Annotated in this window: 14 protein-coding genes and 1 other annotated feature; of the genes, 2 read left to right on the forward strand and 12 right to left on the reverse strand. The window is 37.2% G+C overall.

The genetic code is table 11. The annotated features are described in order from the left end of the window. Positions 1–136: 136 nt before the first annotated feature. The gene (locus tag BM163_RS04755; protein ID WP_089800767.1) at positions 137–415 is read left to right on the forward strand and encodes a DUF2624 family protein; all 279 of its coding nucleotides are present in this window, start codon (positions 137–139) and stop codon (positions 413–415) included. Positions 416–584: 169 nt separating this feature from the next. Further along, on the forward strand, positions 585–785 hold the full coding sequence (locus BM163_RS04760; protein WP_089800770.1) for a hypothetical protein: 201 nt from the start codon (positions 585–587) through the stop codon (positions 783–785). A 760-nt stretch (positions 786–1545) separates the two neighbouring features. On the opposite strand, the gene BM163_RS04765 is transcribed toward BM163_RS04760, so the two are convergent. From BM163_RS04765 to era, 12 genes are all read right to left on the reverse strand, one after another. Continuing rightward, positions 1546–2439, reverse strand: coding sequence for a deoxyribonuclease IV (locus tag BM163_RS04765; protein ID WP_089800772.1), 894 nt, complete (start codon positions 2437–2439; stop codon positions 1546–1548). Positions 2440–2450: 11 nt separating this feature from the next. Beyond that, positions 2451–3758 carry a DEAD/DEAH box helicase gene (locus BM163_RS04770; RefSeq protein WP_089800774.1) on the reverse strand — a complete coding sequence of 436 codons (1308 nt, stop codon included), beginning with the start codon at positions 3756–3758 and terminating at the stop codon, positions 2451–2453. 79 nt (positions 3759–3837) lie between these two features. Next, positions 3838–4959, reverse strand: coding sequence for a Nif3-like dinuclear metal center hexameric protein (locus tag BM163_RS04775; RefSeq protein ID WP_089800776.1), 1122 nt, complete (start codon positions 4957–4959; stop codon positions 3838–3840). Then, positions 4937–5650 carry a tRNA (adenine(22)-N(1))-methyltransferase gene (locus BM163_RS04780; protein WP_229675509.1) on the reverse strand — a complete coding sequence of 238 codons (714 nt, stop codon included), beginning with the start codon at positions 5648–5650 and terminating at the stop codon, positions 4937–4939. Before BM163_RS04780 ends, BM163_RS04775 begins: the two co-directional genes overlap by 23 nt. 58 nt (positions 5651–5708) lie before the next feature. Then, complete coding sequence (locus BM163_RS04785) at positions 5709–6275, reverse strand: hypothetical protein (RefSeq protein ID WP_089800780.1); 567 nt, start codon at positions 6273–6275, stop codon at positions 5709–5711. A 103-nt stretch (positions 6276–6378) separates the two neighbouring features. Continuing rightward, complete coding sequence (gene rpoD, locus BM163_RS04790) at positions 6379–7494, reverse strand: RNA polymerase sigma factor RpoD (RefSeq protein ID WP_089800782.1); 1116 nt, start codon at positions 7492–7494, stop codon at positions 6379–6381. 27 nt (positions 7495–7521) lie between these two features. Next, complete coding sequence (gene dnaG / locus BM163_RS04795) at positions 7522–9330, reverse strand: DNA primase (protein ID WP_089800838.1); 1809 nt, start codon at positions 9328–9330, stop codon at positions 7522–7524. Positions 9331–9748: 418 nt separating this feature from the next. Beyond that, the gene (locus tag BM163_RS04800) at positions 9749–10555 is read right to left on the reverse strand and encodes a pyruvate, water dikinase regulatory protein (protein ID WP_089800784.1); all 807 of its coding nucleotides are present in this window, start codon (positions 10553–10555) and stop codon (positions 9749–9751) included. Positions 10556–10576: 21 nt separating this feature from the next. Next, the gene (glyS, locus tag BM163_RS04805) at positions 10577–12664 is read right to left on the reverse strand and encodes a glycine--tRNA ligase subunit beta (protein WP_089800786.1); all 2088 of its coding nucleotides are present in this window, start codon (positions 12662–12664) and stop codon (positions 10577–10579) included. Continuing rightward, complete coding sequence (gene glyQ, locus BM163_RS04810) at positions 12661–13542, reverse strand: glycine--tRNA ligase subunit alpha (protein ID WP_089800788.1); 882 nt, start codon at positions 13540–13542, stop codon at positions 12661–12663. The genes glyS and glyQ overlap by 4 nt, the downstream gene beginning before the upstream one ends. A gap of 165 nt (positions 13543–13707) precedes the next feature. Further along, positions 13708–13881 (reverse strand) — a binding site (T-box leader). A 48-nt stretch (positions 13882–13929) separates the two neighbouring features. Then, positions 13930–14673 carry a DNA repair protein RecO gene (gene recO, locus BM163_RS04815; RefSeq protein WP_089800790.1) on the reverse strand — a complete coding sequence of 248 codons (744 nt, stop codon included), beginning with the start codon at positions 14671–14673 and terminating at the stop codon, positions 13930–13932. Between the two features lie 29 nt (positions 14674–14702). After that, on the reverse strand, positions 14703–15611 hold the full coding sequence (era, locus tag BM163_RS04820; RefSeq protein ID WP_089800792.1) for a GTPase Era: 909 nt from the start codon (positions 15609–15611) through the stop codon (positions 14703–14705). Positions 15612–15619: the final 8 nt, after the last annotated feature.

The following is a 15619-nucleotide window of genomic DNA, read 5'->3' on the forward strand; positions in this document are numbered from 1 at the left end:
CGTTATATTACACCAATTAAATTTGGTTTGCAACTTTAAAGGGTTATGACATACAGATATAGTAAATATTCGGAACTTTATGTTTTAAAATGTATTTAAATACTAATAAAAAGTTAAAAATAGGAGGTTCATTTGTATGCAAAAATCATTAAAAACCTTGATATTGAAGCGGTTTCAAACACTATCGCTTGACGACATTATTACCTTCGCGAATAAACATGATTTGCCAGAAACAAAACGACATGCAACTAAAATTCTGCATATTAGCCATTCATTAGACCCTTTTAAACAAGATGATCTTATACTTTTTTTCAATCAACTGTTAACTTTCTTACCCAAAAAAGAAGTAACTTATCTACATCAATATTTAATAACTACTATAAACAAATATGACTTAATTACTCTGTTTGATTAAATCTATTTATCGTCTTAGAGCGAGAAGACACCTTCCTCACGTGAGTTAGCACGAGGCGGGTGATGAATCGCTTCTTTTTGAATATTTTAGAAGTAGCAAATGTATATTCTTCACGGTATAATTATAGCAATAATAGTGACCACCTGAAAACAAAGGGAGGATGGGTATCATGAGCGTGAAGGTCATTTTTTCAAATCGCTTATATAAGCATAAAATCGACTCTGATTTTGTTATGTCCATAGATCACACCCTCCGGGTGTTTAATCAAGCTAAGCATTTTCGCTATCAAGCGAAGGTCCGTGAGCTTAGGGGTTTGAAAGAGAAAAGTTCCGTCTCCATCCATCAACGGTTAAAGCAACGTTACGGATGAAATACTTATTATGCGACCAGTGCTGTTCAACAACTCTTTTTGCTTGTATCCGCGCAAAAAGAGTTGAAGAAAGTTTACATGCGGAATAAAAAAGAACAAATCAACGCCGTTAAAAGAAAAATAAAAGCGACAAAGGCGCCTTTTTTGTTGTGACATATAAGCGTGACACCCGCTTATTTTACTGCGCCTATGATTTTGAACATCAACACCTTGACGTTCAAATCAAACACCTAAAGTCTCACCCGCGTCCGGTTAACACAAAAGACGTATCACTCTCATCCTGAGCGTTGGCAGAAAGATTGGGCAGCCGCTTATGTCATTGCCCGTCGGCAATGGGCTTTAAAGAAAAACTCCCAGCGATGTTGTATTCACTTGTTCCGGAGCAAAAACAAGATCTACATCATTGGGCCGGGTGGGCGTATATGACGCGTAACCTGTCTTTTGTTAGAACCCATGGGTTCTAACAAAAGACAGAACAATTCGACCAAAGCAAGTTGTGTTCTTGGGACACACTATTTCCTCAACATGCTTTAACAGATGTTGAGAAAATAGGTTTGAGGCGGTTGGAGAGAAGAAAAACCTATGCTTAGTTGAACGAGCATGGGTCCCCTTTAGGGTGTCCTTATGACATCCCCTTCCTCAAATATTCGTGAGAATGTTAGGTGGGTAGTTCAATACTAAGGTGGCTAAAAGAAAATACACGTTATTTTACCTAAAAGAACACAAACTGATATTTATCATATCAGTTTGTGTTCTTAGTTTATTGCTGTAAAATCTTTGATTTTAAGTCAGGATCAAATTTTTTCGCTCGAAACATTTCGATTTCGAATTTATAAGGTGGTTTTTTATTCTTCTTGTCCTCACCAACATAAGGCGTTTCAAGAATTTTAGGAACATCTCTGAATACATCATGGTGGACAATATAGTTTAAAGCCTCAAATCCTATGTGACCAAACCCAATATTTTCATGACGGTCTTTATGTGCACCAACAGTGTTTTTACTATCATTAACGTGAACCACTTTAATACGATCAAGTCCCACAATGCGATCAAATTCTTCTAATACACCATCAAAATCGTTGACAATATCATAGCCAGCATCATGAACGTGGCATGTATCAAAACATACAGACAAATGTTCATTGTGTGTGACACCCTCAATAATACGCGCAATTTCTTCAAAGTTTCTCCCAATCTCCGTACCTTTTCCTGCCATCGTTTCCAATGCAATCTGTACTTCTTGATTCTTTCTGAGTGCTTCATTAAGCCCTTCAACGATACGCTTGATGCCCGCATCAGTTCCGGCCCCTACATGAGCACCTGGATGCAATACAATTTGTTTAGCTGAAAGGGCTGCTGTCCGCTCCATTTCACTTTGGATAAAATCAACACCAAGTTCGAATGTCTCCGGTTTGGTCGTATTGCCCAAATTGATAATATAAGGAGCATGAACAATTAAATCTTCAATGCCGTGTGCCTGCATATGTTTTAAACCTTGCTCTATATTTAATTCATCAATGGCTTTCCGACGTGTATTTTGTGGTGCACCAGTATATATCATCATCGCTGTAGATTTATAACTCGTCGCTTCTTCACTTGAGCCAAGCAACATCTTTTTCCCACTCATTGAAACATGTGAGCCTAATTTCAACATATCGATCACCCTCATTTGTTTTTATTACGGTTTAATTGCTGTTTGATTCTCTGTTGTTGGCGTTTCATTTTTTTCTTATAGCCTGGTTTAACTTTATCAGGTTTTCTAACCCTTAACCACGCTTCACGGTCTGAGTCATGTCCATCTTTTTTACGACGCGTCCGCTCATCCCACGGCTTGATTTCACGCCATTCGCCGTTAACTATATCATACGTTGTGAAGTCAATTTTTCTTGAGGTTAATTTATTTAAAAGAGCGTAGTCATCCTCATGATAAATATTAATTGCCGTTCCTTCCATTCCTGCCCGAGCAGTACGTCCGATACGGTGGATATAAAACTCTTCTTCCTTTGGAAGTTGAGCATTAATAACATGACTAATACCTTTAATATCGATTCCACGCGCTGCTAAGTCTGTTGCGACAATATACTGATATTTTAAGGCTTGAATATCTTTTAGTACACGCTTACGTTCCCGTGAAGGTAAACCACCATGAATCATCCCAGCATTTATTCCTTTATCAAGCAAAGAATTATGCAATTTATTTGCTTCATCTTTATTATTAGTAAAAATGATCGCTAAATAAGGGTTAATTGCTAGCGTAATATCACTAATTACATCTGCTAATTTCCGGTGGCGTAATGGTATCAAACGGTGTTCAATTTTCTCTGGTGCAAAATGATCCTTAATATGCACGTGAGTAGGGTTTTGCAAATATTTCTTTAAGAACGGTTGCAAACGCTCCGGTATAGTGGCCGAAAAAACAGCCAATTGAATCCCTTGATTCGCCTTTGTTAACATTTGATCGATTTCATTAATCAACCCTAAATCAAGCATCAAATCTGCTTCATCTACCACTAAACTAGTAGCCGAATACAAATCAACGGCTCCTACATTAACTAAATCTAATAGACGCCCTGGTGTTGCTACAATAATATGCGGTTGTTCCTTTAACTTCTCAATTGAGCGCTTTTTATCTGTACCCCCGATAAACAACTTCGCTTGAATGACATCTTTATTGCCAGATAATTCAATGATTTTTTTTACTTCTTCATGTATCTGAGTAGCTAATTCACGTGTGGGTGATGTCACCACAAATTGAACTTCTCTTTTTTCTAAATTTATTCTATTAAATAACGGGAGTAAAAAGGCATGTGTTTTTCCTGATCCTGTATGTGACTGACCGATCACGCTTTCTCCTCTTAACATGGCTGGTATAACTTTTTGCTGGATGGGGGTTGGTGTTTTGAAACCTAACCCATCAATGACCTCGTGAATCCATGGTTTTAATGCATATTCCTTAAATAAATGATTTTCCATAATATTCTCCTTTTTTAAAAGCAACACGTGACGTTTTAAATGCTTCTCAAGTATAACGCAGTTTTTAGTATGTGCCTAGTTAACGATAACTGAACGGATTCGTATTAATTGAAGATATATCTACAATTATGTCTCGATTGATTCTCATTAAAATTTCCCTACAAATAGATTGCACATCCTCTTTCATGACTGCTTCTAAATAATGGCCAGCGTCAATAATATTAAGCCCTAACTGTTCAGCATCTTGTGCAGGGTGAAATGTCACATCACCCGTAATATACACATCGGCTTTTTTATCAATCGCATCAAAAGAGAATTTTTCTCCACTACCACCTAACACCGCTACGCGTTTGATTATTTTACTGTCCTGCCCGACGACACGAACACCTTCTAAGTTAAACGTAGCTTTCACCTGTTGAACAAATGATTCAAAAGTTACCGGTTTAGGTAAGTCGCCAATCCGACCGATTCCTTGAACTTGCCCCTCATTGAGTAGTGGCACTAAGTCATATGCCGGCGACTCATAAGGATGAAATTCTTTAATTATATTACACGCTAATGCTATTTGGTCTTCATCGATTAGATAAGCTAACTTCACTTCTTCAACTGATTCACGCACATTAATAGAACCGATAAAAGGGTGTGCTTTCTCTGTTGGTAAGAAATTACTTCTCCCTAAAGTTTCAAACATACAAGCTTCATAAGAGCCTAGCGTGCCTATGCCAGATGCTATTAATGCTTCATCAAGTGCTTGTTTATGGGTCAGTGGCACATAAACAAGCAACTTCACGCGTTTTAATGTGGATTCTGTGACTAATGTGTCTATGTTTGTTAAGTGCAATCGACGCGCTAATTGATCATTCATACCGCCTTCTAGACGATCATAATTTGTGTGAGCAGAATATATGACGATATCATTTAAAAAACACTTTTTAACTATTTTTCCTCTTGTAGTTGAAGCATCAATTCTTTTCATAGGCTTAAACATGATTGGGTGGTGGCTAATGATCAGGTTTGCCCCCAAAGCTATCGCTTCATCAATCACTGCCTCATTGATATCAAGTGTTGTCATAATACCCTTTAAAGGTATTGATGAATCGCCAATTTGCAAGCCTACATTGTCCCAATCATAAGCTAAATGCGTTGGCACATCTGATTCAAACTGTTTTAGAAAATCTTTAATCTGTAATTGTGTCGTCATCTTTTAACACCTCTTTGATCCATGCTAACTGTGTTTGAAATGATTGAAGCTTTTCTTGATTGATTACTTTAGCTTTAGACATCTCTTTAATAACTCGTTCTATATTCAATTTTTCTCTTTGCCACTTTTCTTTAAAAATATCCGATGATTGTTTTAATAAAAAAGGACCAAATAACTGCGCTTTATCCGTCAGAGATATATCTTCGGCAACTTTATCGGCAACGAGTATTTCATAAATATGACCATCTTCTTTTAAAATCTCTTCTGAAACGAGCTCATAATGATGACTTACTAACCATGCTCTCAAATAATGACTATCGATATTAGGTTGTAAAACGAGACGGGTAACATTTTTTAAATGCTTTTCCCCCTCATCTAAAATAGTCTTTATCAAACCGCCACCCATACCACAAATAACCACTGTATCAACAGGTTCTTCTTCAATAACACTAAGCCCATTGCCTTTCCTTACTGAGATTCTATCTGTTAGTTGGTTTCCAGCTACATGGGTCAAGGCCGCTTCATATGGACCTTGATTTAGTTCTCCTGCAATCCCCTTTGCTGTTAGGTCTTTTTGACAGACGTAGATGGGTAAATACGCATGATCACTACCTATATCTGCAAAATATGCCCCAGAAGCTATAAAAGAACTCACCAACGTTAATCGCTCTGACAAATTAATTATTTCCATAATTCCACACCCCTAACTACCGCATTACTTCCTTATCACTTATATAGCCACAATATCATTAAAAGATACCCACAATCCCAAGACCGAGTATGATAACCGTTACGATTAATAGCCATTTATCTTTCTTCATTCCACCAATGATCAATCCGAGCAGACTGAAACTAGCAAATACCGCTATTCGGTAAATGTATGCTGGTTGAAAAAAACTACTCATAAACAAGCCTGCCAGTAGCATACTGATAAAAAATATAGCCGCACTATATGGCACTTTCAGAGCTTGTATACGCAGAGCTAACATGTAAAAAAGCGTCACAACTACCATGCTTGCAACAATCATACTGATTTGAGTGAGTATTGATAAATTCACAAGCAATAGCATACTTAACATGAGCGGTATAATCGCCATCATTAATAAACTAAATAAATGCGGTAACAACAACATGAGTCCCTGATCACTCGTTTTATGACGTTCGTCTACAAGAAGGTCTTCTCGTTCTTCTTCCACATCTCCTGAACCCTCTGTATATAACGCCAATAAAAAATCACAGTAATGTGTAGGTAATAAATGATTTGTTTTCCAATATTTTATTTCATGAATTATCGTTTGTTTTCGGTTTTCATCCATCTTATAACCCCATTTAACTGGTTAATCACTTTGATGTAAAAAAAGTCAATCTAGTTTCAATTGAATCTCAATTGAGACTGGATTGACTATGCCAATCACATATTTATTCTAAGAAATCTTTCAGACGTTTACTACGTGATGGGTGTCGAAGTTTACGCAAAGCTTTCGCTTCAATTTGTCGAATACGTTCACGCGTGACACCAAACACTTTACCGACTTCCTCTAGTGTACGTGTTCTTCCATCATCAAGACCAAATCTTAATCTTAAAACATTCTCTTCTCTGTCTGTCAATGTGTCTAAAACATCTTCAAGTTGCTCCTTTAATAATTCATAGGCCGCATGATCAGATGGTGAGGTTGCTTCTTGATCTTCTATAAAATCACCCAGATGTGAATCATCTTCTTCACCAATTGGCGTTTCAAGAGACACAGGCTCTTGTGCAATCTTTAAAATTTCTCTAACCTTCTCTGGGGTTAAATCCATTTCATCACCAATCTCTTCAGGAGTAGGCTCACGTCCATAGTCTTGAAGGAGTTGGCGTTGAATTCTAATTAACTTGTTAATCGTTTCAACCATATGCACTGGAATCCGAATAGTACGCGCCTGATCAGCTATCGCACGTGTAATCGCCTGGCGAATCCACCATGTAGCATACGTACTGAACTTAAATCCTTTGCGGTGATCAAATTTTTCTACGGCTTTAATAAGCCCCATGTTACCTTCTTGGATTAAATCTAAAAACAGCATACCACGACCAACGTAACGCTTGGCAATACTAACAACTAGGCGTAAGTTAGCTTCAGCTAAACGTTGCTTCGCTTCTTCGTCCCCTTGTTCAATCCGCTCTGCTAAACTAACTTCTTCTTCTGCTGATAAAAGATTCACTCGACCAATCTCTTTTAAATACATACGGACCGGGTCGTTAATCTTTATACCGATTGGCACAGAAAGGTCATTTAAATCAAATTCTTCTTCTTCCTTTTTTATATCTTTTTCATCTGGGTCTTTCTCTGAATCAGAGATAACATCAATGCCTTGTTCTGTTAAATATTCATAGAACTCGTCCATTTGATCTGAATCTAACTCAAATATCGCTAAACGTTCTGCTACATCATCGTAAGCAATCACACCTGTTTTCTTGCCTAATTCGGTAATCAATTCTTTCGCTTGGTCTAAAGTAATTTCTGCTTCATTTTGTTTCGACTTCTTATCTGCCATTACAGCATCCCCCTCCAACTAACTTCATTATTCACGATTCGGCTCTTTTAATCGTTTACGAATATTAACGATTTCCATACCCAGTTGAGCAGCTTTCGTATAATCTTTCGACGCTTCCGCTTGCTTTTGTTGACTTAATAAATCTTTAAGCAATGTTTTATCGCCCTGTTCATTTTGAATCATGTAAATATAATCATTAATTTCTCCCTCTGTCACCTCTGGCGATAGAGATTGCATGGCCAATTCAATAATTAAATTTTTCACTTCGTGGTCTGAAATGCGTTCAATAAACTGACTAACATCTGCTGGATATCCCGCTTCGTAATGTGCATAAAGATGTGTAACAATCACTTTGTGCATATCAACATTAAATGATGCCCCAAGGCGGTGCTTTATTCTCTCAGCAATAGATGCATCATACAACATGTAACTTATCAGTTTACGTTCAGCGTTAAAATACGCCGGCATCAATCGTTGTGGCTTTTTTCTTACGTGTGTTTGTATATTTTTTTTAGTCACTTGAGGTGTGTGTTGTTGTCTTTTTGATTCAACTTCCCCCAAGATAGTATCGACGGATAAATCATATTCATTCGCTAACTCTCTTACATAATGATCTCTTTCAATTGGTTTAACAAGTGTCGCAATATAACGAATGGCTACTTCAATGTATTGCATACGACTTGCCTCAATTGATGTATCATACTGTCGCTTTAAGTAATTTAAAACGAAACTCATATATGTTGCACTTTGACCTAAAATTTGATGAACAAAAGCCTCACGGCCATTTTTCTTCAAGTAACCATCCGGATCGTCGCCTTCTGGAATCGAAGCCACGCGCACGCCTATACCCGATTTCTTTAAGCGTTCAGCTGCTTTAAAGGCCGCCTCGATTCCTGCCTTATCACCGTCATAACAAACAATAACTTCATCAACATAGCGCTTTAATAATTGTGCTTGATGATCGGTCAGTGCCGTGCCAAGCGACGCAACACCATTTGTTATACCGTACTGATCCGCTGTAATCACGTCCATATAACCTTCAAATAATACTGCTTGATTTAATTTTTTCATTTCACTACGGGCATAATCAAAATTATATAGGATGTTACCCTTTTGAAATAACTTTGATTCCGGACTATTTAAGTACTTTGGGTCTTCATCTGTTATTGTTCGACCGCCAAAACCTACCGTTTTGCCCAAATGGTTTCTAATGGGAAAGACAACCCGTCCTCTAAAACGATCCAATACTTTACCATCTTCTGTTTCAGACAATACACCAGTATGAGCAAGGTGATTTAAACGAAAAGACTTCTTTTCCAGTAAAGTTGTCGTAACATCGCTTTGGTAAGGAGAAAAACCAATTTTAAACTTTTTAATGACGTCTTCTGTGAGACCTCTTTTCTCCAAATACTGTTTAGCTTCTTCTGCCCCGTTAGCATGAACTAACAAATGATGATAGAACATCGTTAAGAACTCATAAGCATTTAAACTCTCTTGGTCGATTTGATTGTTTTGTTGGGTGTGCTGACTTGAGACAGTCTCAGGTAGAGATAACCCACTTTTATTCGCCAAGTATTCAACTGCTTGATAGAAAGTGAAACCTTCAAGTTCCATTAAAAAATTAAACACATTGCCACCCTTACCACAACCAAAACAATGATAGATTTGTTTGTCTTGTGTCACAGAAAAAGAGGGGGTATTTTCACCATGGAAAGGACATAAACCAAAATAGTTTCGACCTTTCTTTTTTAAAGAAACATGTTCACCCACCACATCTACGATATCATTCGCTTTTCGAATTTCTTCGATTAATTCTTCAGGAATTTGTCCTGCCATATCCATCACCAACACTTAATTTCAAGATAAAATCAAAAAATCCTTCAAGATTCGACATCTAGAAGAAAAAAATAATCCCATCTCGTGATAGTATTACTTTACCTTTAATATCAATCAATTAAACGTCTTTCATATGTTTCACCTTACTAAGACGTTTGTTTAATGACTAATTCTTTATAAAAGTTAAAAAATCCTGCTTAATTTTAAAAAAAAATGCAAGAAAATAGTTTTTCACGCAAATATTAATTATAGTACAAAAAGAATGAAAGTACAAAACATTTATTTCAAATTGAACTACCCCCACCTAACATTCTCACGAATGTTTGAGGAAGGTGTCTTCTCTCTCTAAGACGATAAAAAGAAACCCCTTTGCGTCTGATAGATTCTAAACGAAAGGAATTTCTTTAGACATAGTTATTTAATTTAACATTTGCAATTGCAAAATGATGTTAGCTGTTTCTTCAACTGCTTTATAAGACACATCAATGACTGGACATCCTAAACGTTCAACGAGTGTTTCAAAATACTCGAGTTCTTGTTCAATTCGCGTTGTCGTAGCATAATTTGCATTAGGTTTTAATCCGAGAGCTTTTAATCTTTCTTTTCTAATATCATTAAGCTTCTGAGAATTAATTTTTAACCCAATACATTTACTTGGATCAACAGAAAATAATTCTTTAGGCGGGTCTACTTCTGGAACGATTGGAACGTTTGCTACTTTAAAACTCTTCAGCGCTAAATACTGGCTGAGTGGTGTTTTTGATGTTCGAGAAATACCAACAAGAACAATATCGGCTTTTTCAATGCCTCTAGGGTCACGTCCATCATCATATTTAACGGCAAATTCAATCGCTTCAATCCGTTTAAAATAAGCTTCATCTAGTTGGTGATTAAGACCTGGCTTAACACGCGGTTTCTTTTTAAACATCCGTTCCATTGCATCTAACATCGGTCCTAAAATATCAATTGCCTCAATATCTAACTCAACTGACCGCTCATAAATATATTCTCTTAATTCAGGATCAACAAGTGTATACCCGACAATTGCCCGTTCTCTAGCAACTGTCATCAACACATGATTGATTTTCTCCCGCCCATCAACATAAGGTTCTCTTACTAATTCATATTCATGATGATCACCAAATTGTAACAAGGCTGACTTTATAACTTTTTCAGCAGTTTCTCCGAGTGAATCAGAAACTAAATATATAATAGGTTTGACCATACCGCATCTCCTCACACTTGATTAAAATTGCTGTTTCCATTCTATAAGGGTGAAATCACCAAGCGCATCCACTAACTTTTTAATTTGACACAGTAAAGCAAGACGGTTGTTTTTCACTTTATCATCATCAACCATGACCATCGTTTTATCAAAGAATTGACTAATCTCAGGTGTTAATTGACTTAAATCATGTAAAGCTTCGGCATATAATTCTTCATCAATTTTAGCTTTAAATGGCGCACGCACCTCCAGCAACGTTTGATATAGCGCTGTTTCGGACTCGTTTTCAAAAAGTGATGCTTGTACGTCTTTATCTTCAGCTTTTTTCGCTAAATTCATCACCCTAACGAGTGCTTCTTGCGTCTCTTTAAATCCTTCATCCTTTCGCTTAGCTTCAAGCAGTGATGCCTTCATAAAGAGTTGGTGTAAACGACCAAGTCCATTAAATGTCACAGCATCTACAACATCACGTTCGACACTCCGGTCTTTAGCTAAAAAGCTAACCCTCGCAAGGAAGAACTCTTTTACATGATTTTTAACAATTCGGTAATCTGCTACCTCTATCTCTGTTGTTTCATAATGACTAATGACTAGATCCAGTAAGTCTTCAAACGACATTGACCAACCAAAACGCTCAAGGATTTGGACAATCCCCATTGATTGTCTTCTGAGTGCATAGGGATCTTGTGATCCTGTCGGCATTAAACCAACAGCAATACACCCTACTATCGTATCCATTTTGTCACTAACACTAACAATTTGGCCTACGATGGATGCAGGTAAGTCATCCTGCGCATGACGTGGCATGTACTGTTCATTTAAAGCGATACATACCGCTTCATCTTCCCCTTTCAACCGCGCATATTTCTCTCCCATAACACCTTGTAAATTTGTAAATTCATTGACCATTTGTGTCACTAAATCAAACTTACTAATTTCAGCCGCACGACGAACCTGGCCAACCTGCTCTGAGTTTAACCCAAGAGCAGCAGCAATTGATTGGGCAATAGCTTGAACACGCGTCACTTTGTCATGTAGTGTACCTAACTTTTCTTGGAAAACCATCCGTTTTAGTTTATCATTATTTGCTTCAATTGTTTGTTTTTGATCTTCATCATAGAAAAAGACAGCATCTTTTAAGCGGGCATTTAAGACCTTTTCATTTCCTCGTTTAACAGTATCTATATTGGCATCATCACCATTTCGGACGGCAATAAAGTAAGGCAATAATGACTGATCTTTTTTCCGCACCGGGAAATAACGTTGGTGTTCTTTCATTGATGTGATGAGCGCCTCTTCAGGTACCGCAAGAAATTCTTTGCTGAATTCACCATAAAAGGCTGTCGGATATTCAACAAGATGCGTCACTTCTTCTAACAATTCGACATCTACTGGTACAACAAACCCTTGAGCTTCTTCTAATGCTTTAATTTGGTCAACAATCATTTGTTGCCTTTCACACGTATTAGCAATTACATATTGTTGTTTTAATACAGCTCGGTAATCCAGGGCATCCTCAATTGCTACTGTAGTACCTAAAAAGCGATGACCTCTCGTTTCATTTGCTGATACAACACCTTCTATTTCCATTGGAATGACACTTTTATCATTAAGGGCAACGATCCATTTAATTGGGCGAATAAAACGAAGCTGCCTCGTGCCCCAACGCATGTTCTTTGGGAAGTTCAGTGATAGTACCACATCTTTAAAACTTGGCAAAATGTCACTTGCTGATGCACCTTCAATGAATTTCTCGACAAAAATATAGTCGAAACCATCAACTTGTTTAATTACAATATCATCAACCGTCTTACCTTGACCTTTACAAAAACCTATGGCCGCTTTAGACCATTGACCTTCTTGGTCTTTGGCTATTTGTAGTTTTGGTCCCCGCACTTCCTCATGTAAGTCTGGTTGTTTAGCTTCCAATTTATGAATCAGAACAGCAAATCGTCGAGGTGTAATAAACGTCTCTAACTTTTCATAAGCTAAACGAGCATCATTTAGCCACGTGGCGGTTTTCTCTTTTAACTGACGTTCAGTATCTGTTAAAAACCTTGCCGGCATTTCTTCTAACCCAATTTCAAAAAGTATAGTGTGTGTTTTCATGATACCCCTCCATCTTTTAACATTGGAAACCCTAAAACTTCACGTTTTTCTACGTATAATTTAGAAATTTCTCTTGCTAGATTTCTTACACGTCCAATATAGCCCGTTCGTTCAGTGACCGATATCACCCCGCGCGCATCTAGTAAATTAAATGTGTGTGAACATTTCAAAACATAGTCGTAAGCAGGAAATACTAAACTTTTCTCCATTGCTCGTTTAGCTTCTTGTTCATATTGATTAAATAAATTAAAAAGCAGGTCCGTGTCAGATGCTTCAAATGTATAGGTCGAATGTTCAAATTCTGGTTGATAGAAAATATCACGTACTGTTACACCTTCTGTCCATGTTAAATCAAAGACGTTTTCTTTATCTTGGATATAAGATGCAAGACGTTCCATACCATACGTGATTTCAACAGCTACCGGCTTAGCCTCTAAACCACCGATTTGTTGAAAATAAGTGAACTGTGTTATTTCCATACCATCTAACCACACTTCCCAACCAAGACCTGCCGCACCTAACGTTGGATTTTCCCAATTGTCTTCCACAAACCGAATATCATGCTCAAGTGGATTAATCCCCAACTTTTCTAACGATGATAAGTATAGTTCTTGAATATTATCAGGTGAAGGTTTCATAATTACTTGAAATTGATGGTGTTGATACAAGCGATTAGGGTTGTCACCATAACGACCATCAGCCGGGCGACGTGAAGGTTCAACATAAGCAACGTTCCATGGTTCTGGCCCTAAACTTCTTAAGAGTGTCATCGGCGACATCGTTCCTGCGCCCTTTTCTGTATCATACGCTTGCATAAGAATACAGCCTTGATCTGACCAATGTTTTTGTAGTGTTAAAATCATATCTTGAATATGCATGTATACTTCCTCCTCAGTTCTAGTTAGTTGCTCATTTATTCATTTTTTCTTTTTGCACATAATTACGGGTTTATTGAACTTTCCCCTCACACTGACGTAATGAGAAGAAGGTGCCTTCCCGCAAAAAAATAGAAATCCCATCCCTATGCCTCAATTAAATTGAAACATAGGGACGGGATTTCCGCGGTTCCACCCTACTTACTAAAGCAAGCTTTAGTCACTTTTTTTCACAATGTGCTCAAGAGTGCCTTCAAATAAATTAACCTATTTGGCTTCCACTACCCCAAATTCGCTGTATGGTTTATCACTTATTTTACTTTTCTCTATCCTCGCAACGACAATTATTATAGTTAAAATCTTAATGAAATTGACGCTATTTGTCAAGCGCTACTTTAAGCTATCAATTTGATCTAAAAAACGGCGTGACTTTAAAAAGATACCAGAATGATGTTCAAAGTATGCCTTTAAAACTTGGTTTAATAACTGCTTATTCTCTTCTTTAACGGAAATATTCTCTACACGTTTAAGGTCAACCTCACTAAAGATGCGTAACAGTTTAATAACTTGTTCGTTTAACTTTAAACTGTATGCATCCTTTATACCACAAGACGTACAGAGTGTCCCACCGTCTCCAACGGAGAAATAAGTTAGATTTGAAGTGGTTCCACAAGCTAGGCAATGCTCTAGTAAAGGTTTAATACCGATAAGCGGGTAAAGTTTCATCTCATACATCATGGCTATTATTGCTGGGTCTTTGTCCTGTTCAATCGCAGTTAAAGTAAGGAGCAGTTGGTCATAAATATATGGTAACGTCACTCTCTCCTCAATGACACGATATGTCAATTCAGTCACATAGCTGGCATAGGCTGTTTTGAATAAATCCTCTCTCACTTTTCGAAACGAATGAATTACGTCACCTTGTTGCAGAGTGCCTAGCCCTTTTCCTACACGCAATAAATAATCACCTTGGATAAACATTTGTATAATTGCCCCATTACGACTTCTCGGTTTTTTTACTCCTTGAGCAATCACACCGATTTTCCCAAACCGTTTCGTAAATAACGTAACGATTTTATGCGTTTCCTTATAGTCAAGTGTACGAATTACGATGCCTTCTGTCTTTTCAAACATCTTATCACCGACTTCCTCTAACCGTTTAATTAACGGTAATCATCCGGATTAAAGCCGAATTCACTCAAATAGCGTTCTTGATTACGCCAGTCTTTTTTTACTTTGACCCATAATTCTAGATAGACTTTATTTCCTAATAAGCGTTCAATATCACGCCGGGCTTGGTGACCAATTTTCTTTAACATCGAACCTTGCTTACCAATAATAATACCTTTTTGCGTTGACCGTTCTACGATAATGTTCGCTTGAACAAGAACTTTTTCATCTGGATTCTTCTCAATCTTTTCAATAACGACCGCGATAGAATGCGGCACCTCTTCGCGTGTATGATGCAATACTTTTTCGCGAATTAATTCGCTAATAATAAATCTTTCTGGGTGATCGGTCACTTGATCTTTCGGGTAATACTGCGGCCCCTCTGGTAACTGATCTGTTAACACTTCTAACAAATGTGTTACATTATTTCCTTCAAGTGCTGAAATTGGAATAATTTCTTTAAAATCAAACTTATCTTTATACTCAGTGATTAACTGAAATAATTTATCTGGATGAATACGATCAATTTTATTAATAATCAAATAAACTGGTTTTTTCACTCTTTCTAGTCGATCAATGATGTATTGATCACCTCTACCGAAGCCTTCTTCAGCATTAATCATAAATAAAATTGCATCCACTTCATTAAGTGTATTTTCAGCTAATTTCACCATAAAATCACCTAAACGGTGTTTAGGTTTATGAATTCCCGGTGTATCAATGAAGACAATTTGTGCATCTTCTGTCGTTAGAACACCTTGAATAGTGTTACGCGTTGTTTGTGCTTTATCACTCATTATGGCAATTTTTTGACCAATAACTCTATTTAAAAATGTTGATTTCCCAACATTTGGTCGTCCGATAATAGTAATAAACCCTGATTTAAACTCTTTATTTGTCATAATTTCTT

Source organism: Halolactibacillus alkaliphilus (assembly GCF_900115465.1).
GTDB classification, from domain to species: domain Bacteria; phylum Bacillota; class Bacilli; order Bacillales; family Amphibacillaceae; genus Halolactibacillus; species Halolactibacillus alkaliphilus.

Excerpts from the sequence above, each read along its gene's own strand:
- BM163_RS04755 (WP_089800767.1), top strand. The coding sequence starts at position 137 with ATGCAAAAATCATTAAAAACCTTGATATTGAAGCGGTTTCAAACACTA.
- BM163_RS04785 (WP_089800780.1), bottom strand. The coding sequence starts at position 6,275 with ATGGATGAAAACCGAAAACAAACGATAATTCATGAAATAAAATATTGG.
- rpoD (WP_089800782.1), bottom strand. The coding sequence starts at position 7,494 with ATGGCAGATAAGAAGTCGAAACAAAATGAAGCAGAAATTACTTTAGAC.
- recO (WP_089800790.1), bottom strand. The coding sequence starts at position 14,673 with ATGTTTGAAAAGACAGAAGGCATCGTAATTCGTACACTTGACTATAAG.
- BM163_RS04760 (WP_089800770.1), top strand. The coding sequence starts at position 585 with ATGAGCGTGAAGGTCATTTTTTCAAATCGCTTATATAAGCATAAAATC.
- dnaG (WP_089800838.1), bottom strand. The coding sequence starts at position 9,330 with ATGGCAGGACAAATTCCTGAAGAATTAATCGAAGAAATTCGAAAAGCG.
- glyS (WP_089800786.1), bottom strand. The coding sequence starts at position 12,664 with ATGAAAACACACACTATACTTTTTGAAATTGGGTTAGAAGAAATGCCG.
- BM163_RS04800 (WP_089800784.1), bottom strand. The coding sequence starts at position 10,555 with ATGGTCAAACCTATTATATATTTAGTTTCTGATTCACTCGGAGAAACT.
- glyQ (WP_089800788.1), bottom strand. The coding sequence starts at position 13,542 with ATGCATATTCAAGATATGATTTTAACACTACAAAAACATTGGTCAGAT.
- BM163_RS04770 (WP_089800774.1), bottom strand. The coding sequence starts at position 3,758 with ATGGAAAATCATTTATTTAAGGAATATGCATTAAAACCATGGATTCAC.
- era (WP_089800792.1), bottom strand. The coding sequence starts at position 15,611 with ATGACAAATAAAGAGTTTAAATCAGGGTTTATTACTATTATCGGACGA.
- BM163_RS04775 (WP_089800776.1), bottom strand. The coding sequence starts at position 4,959 with ATGACGACACAATTACAGATTAAAGATTTTCTAAAACAGTTTGAATCA.
- BM163_RS04780 (WP_229675509.1), bottom strand. The coding sequence starts at position 5,650 with ATGGAAATAATTAATTTGTCAGAGCGATTAACGTTGGTGAGTTCTTTT.
- BM163_RS04765 (WP_089800772.1), bottom strand. The coding sequence starts at position 2,439 with ATGTTGAAATTAGGCTCACATGTTTCAATGAGTGGGAAAAAGATGTTG.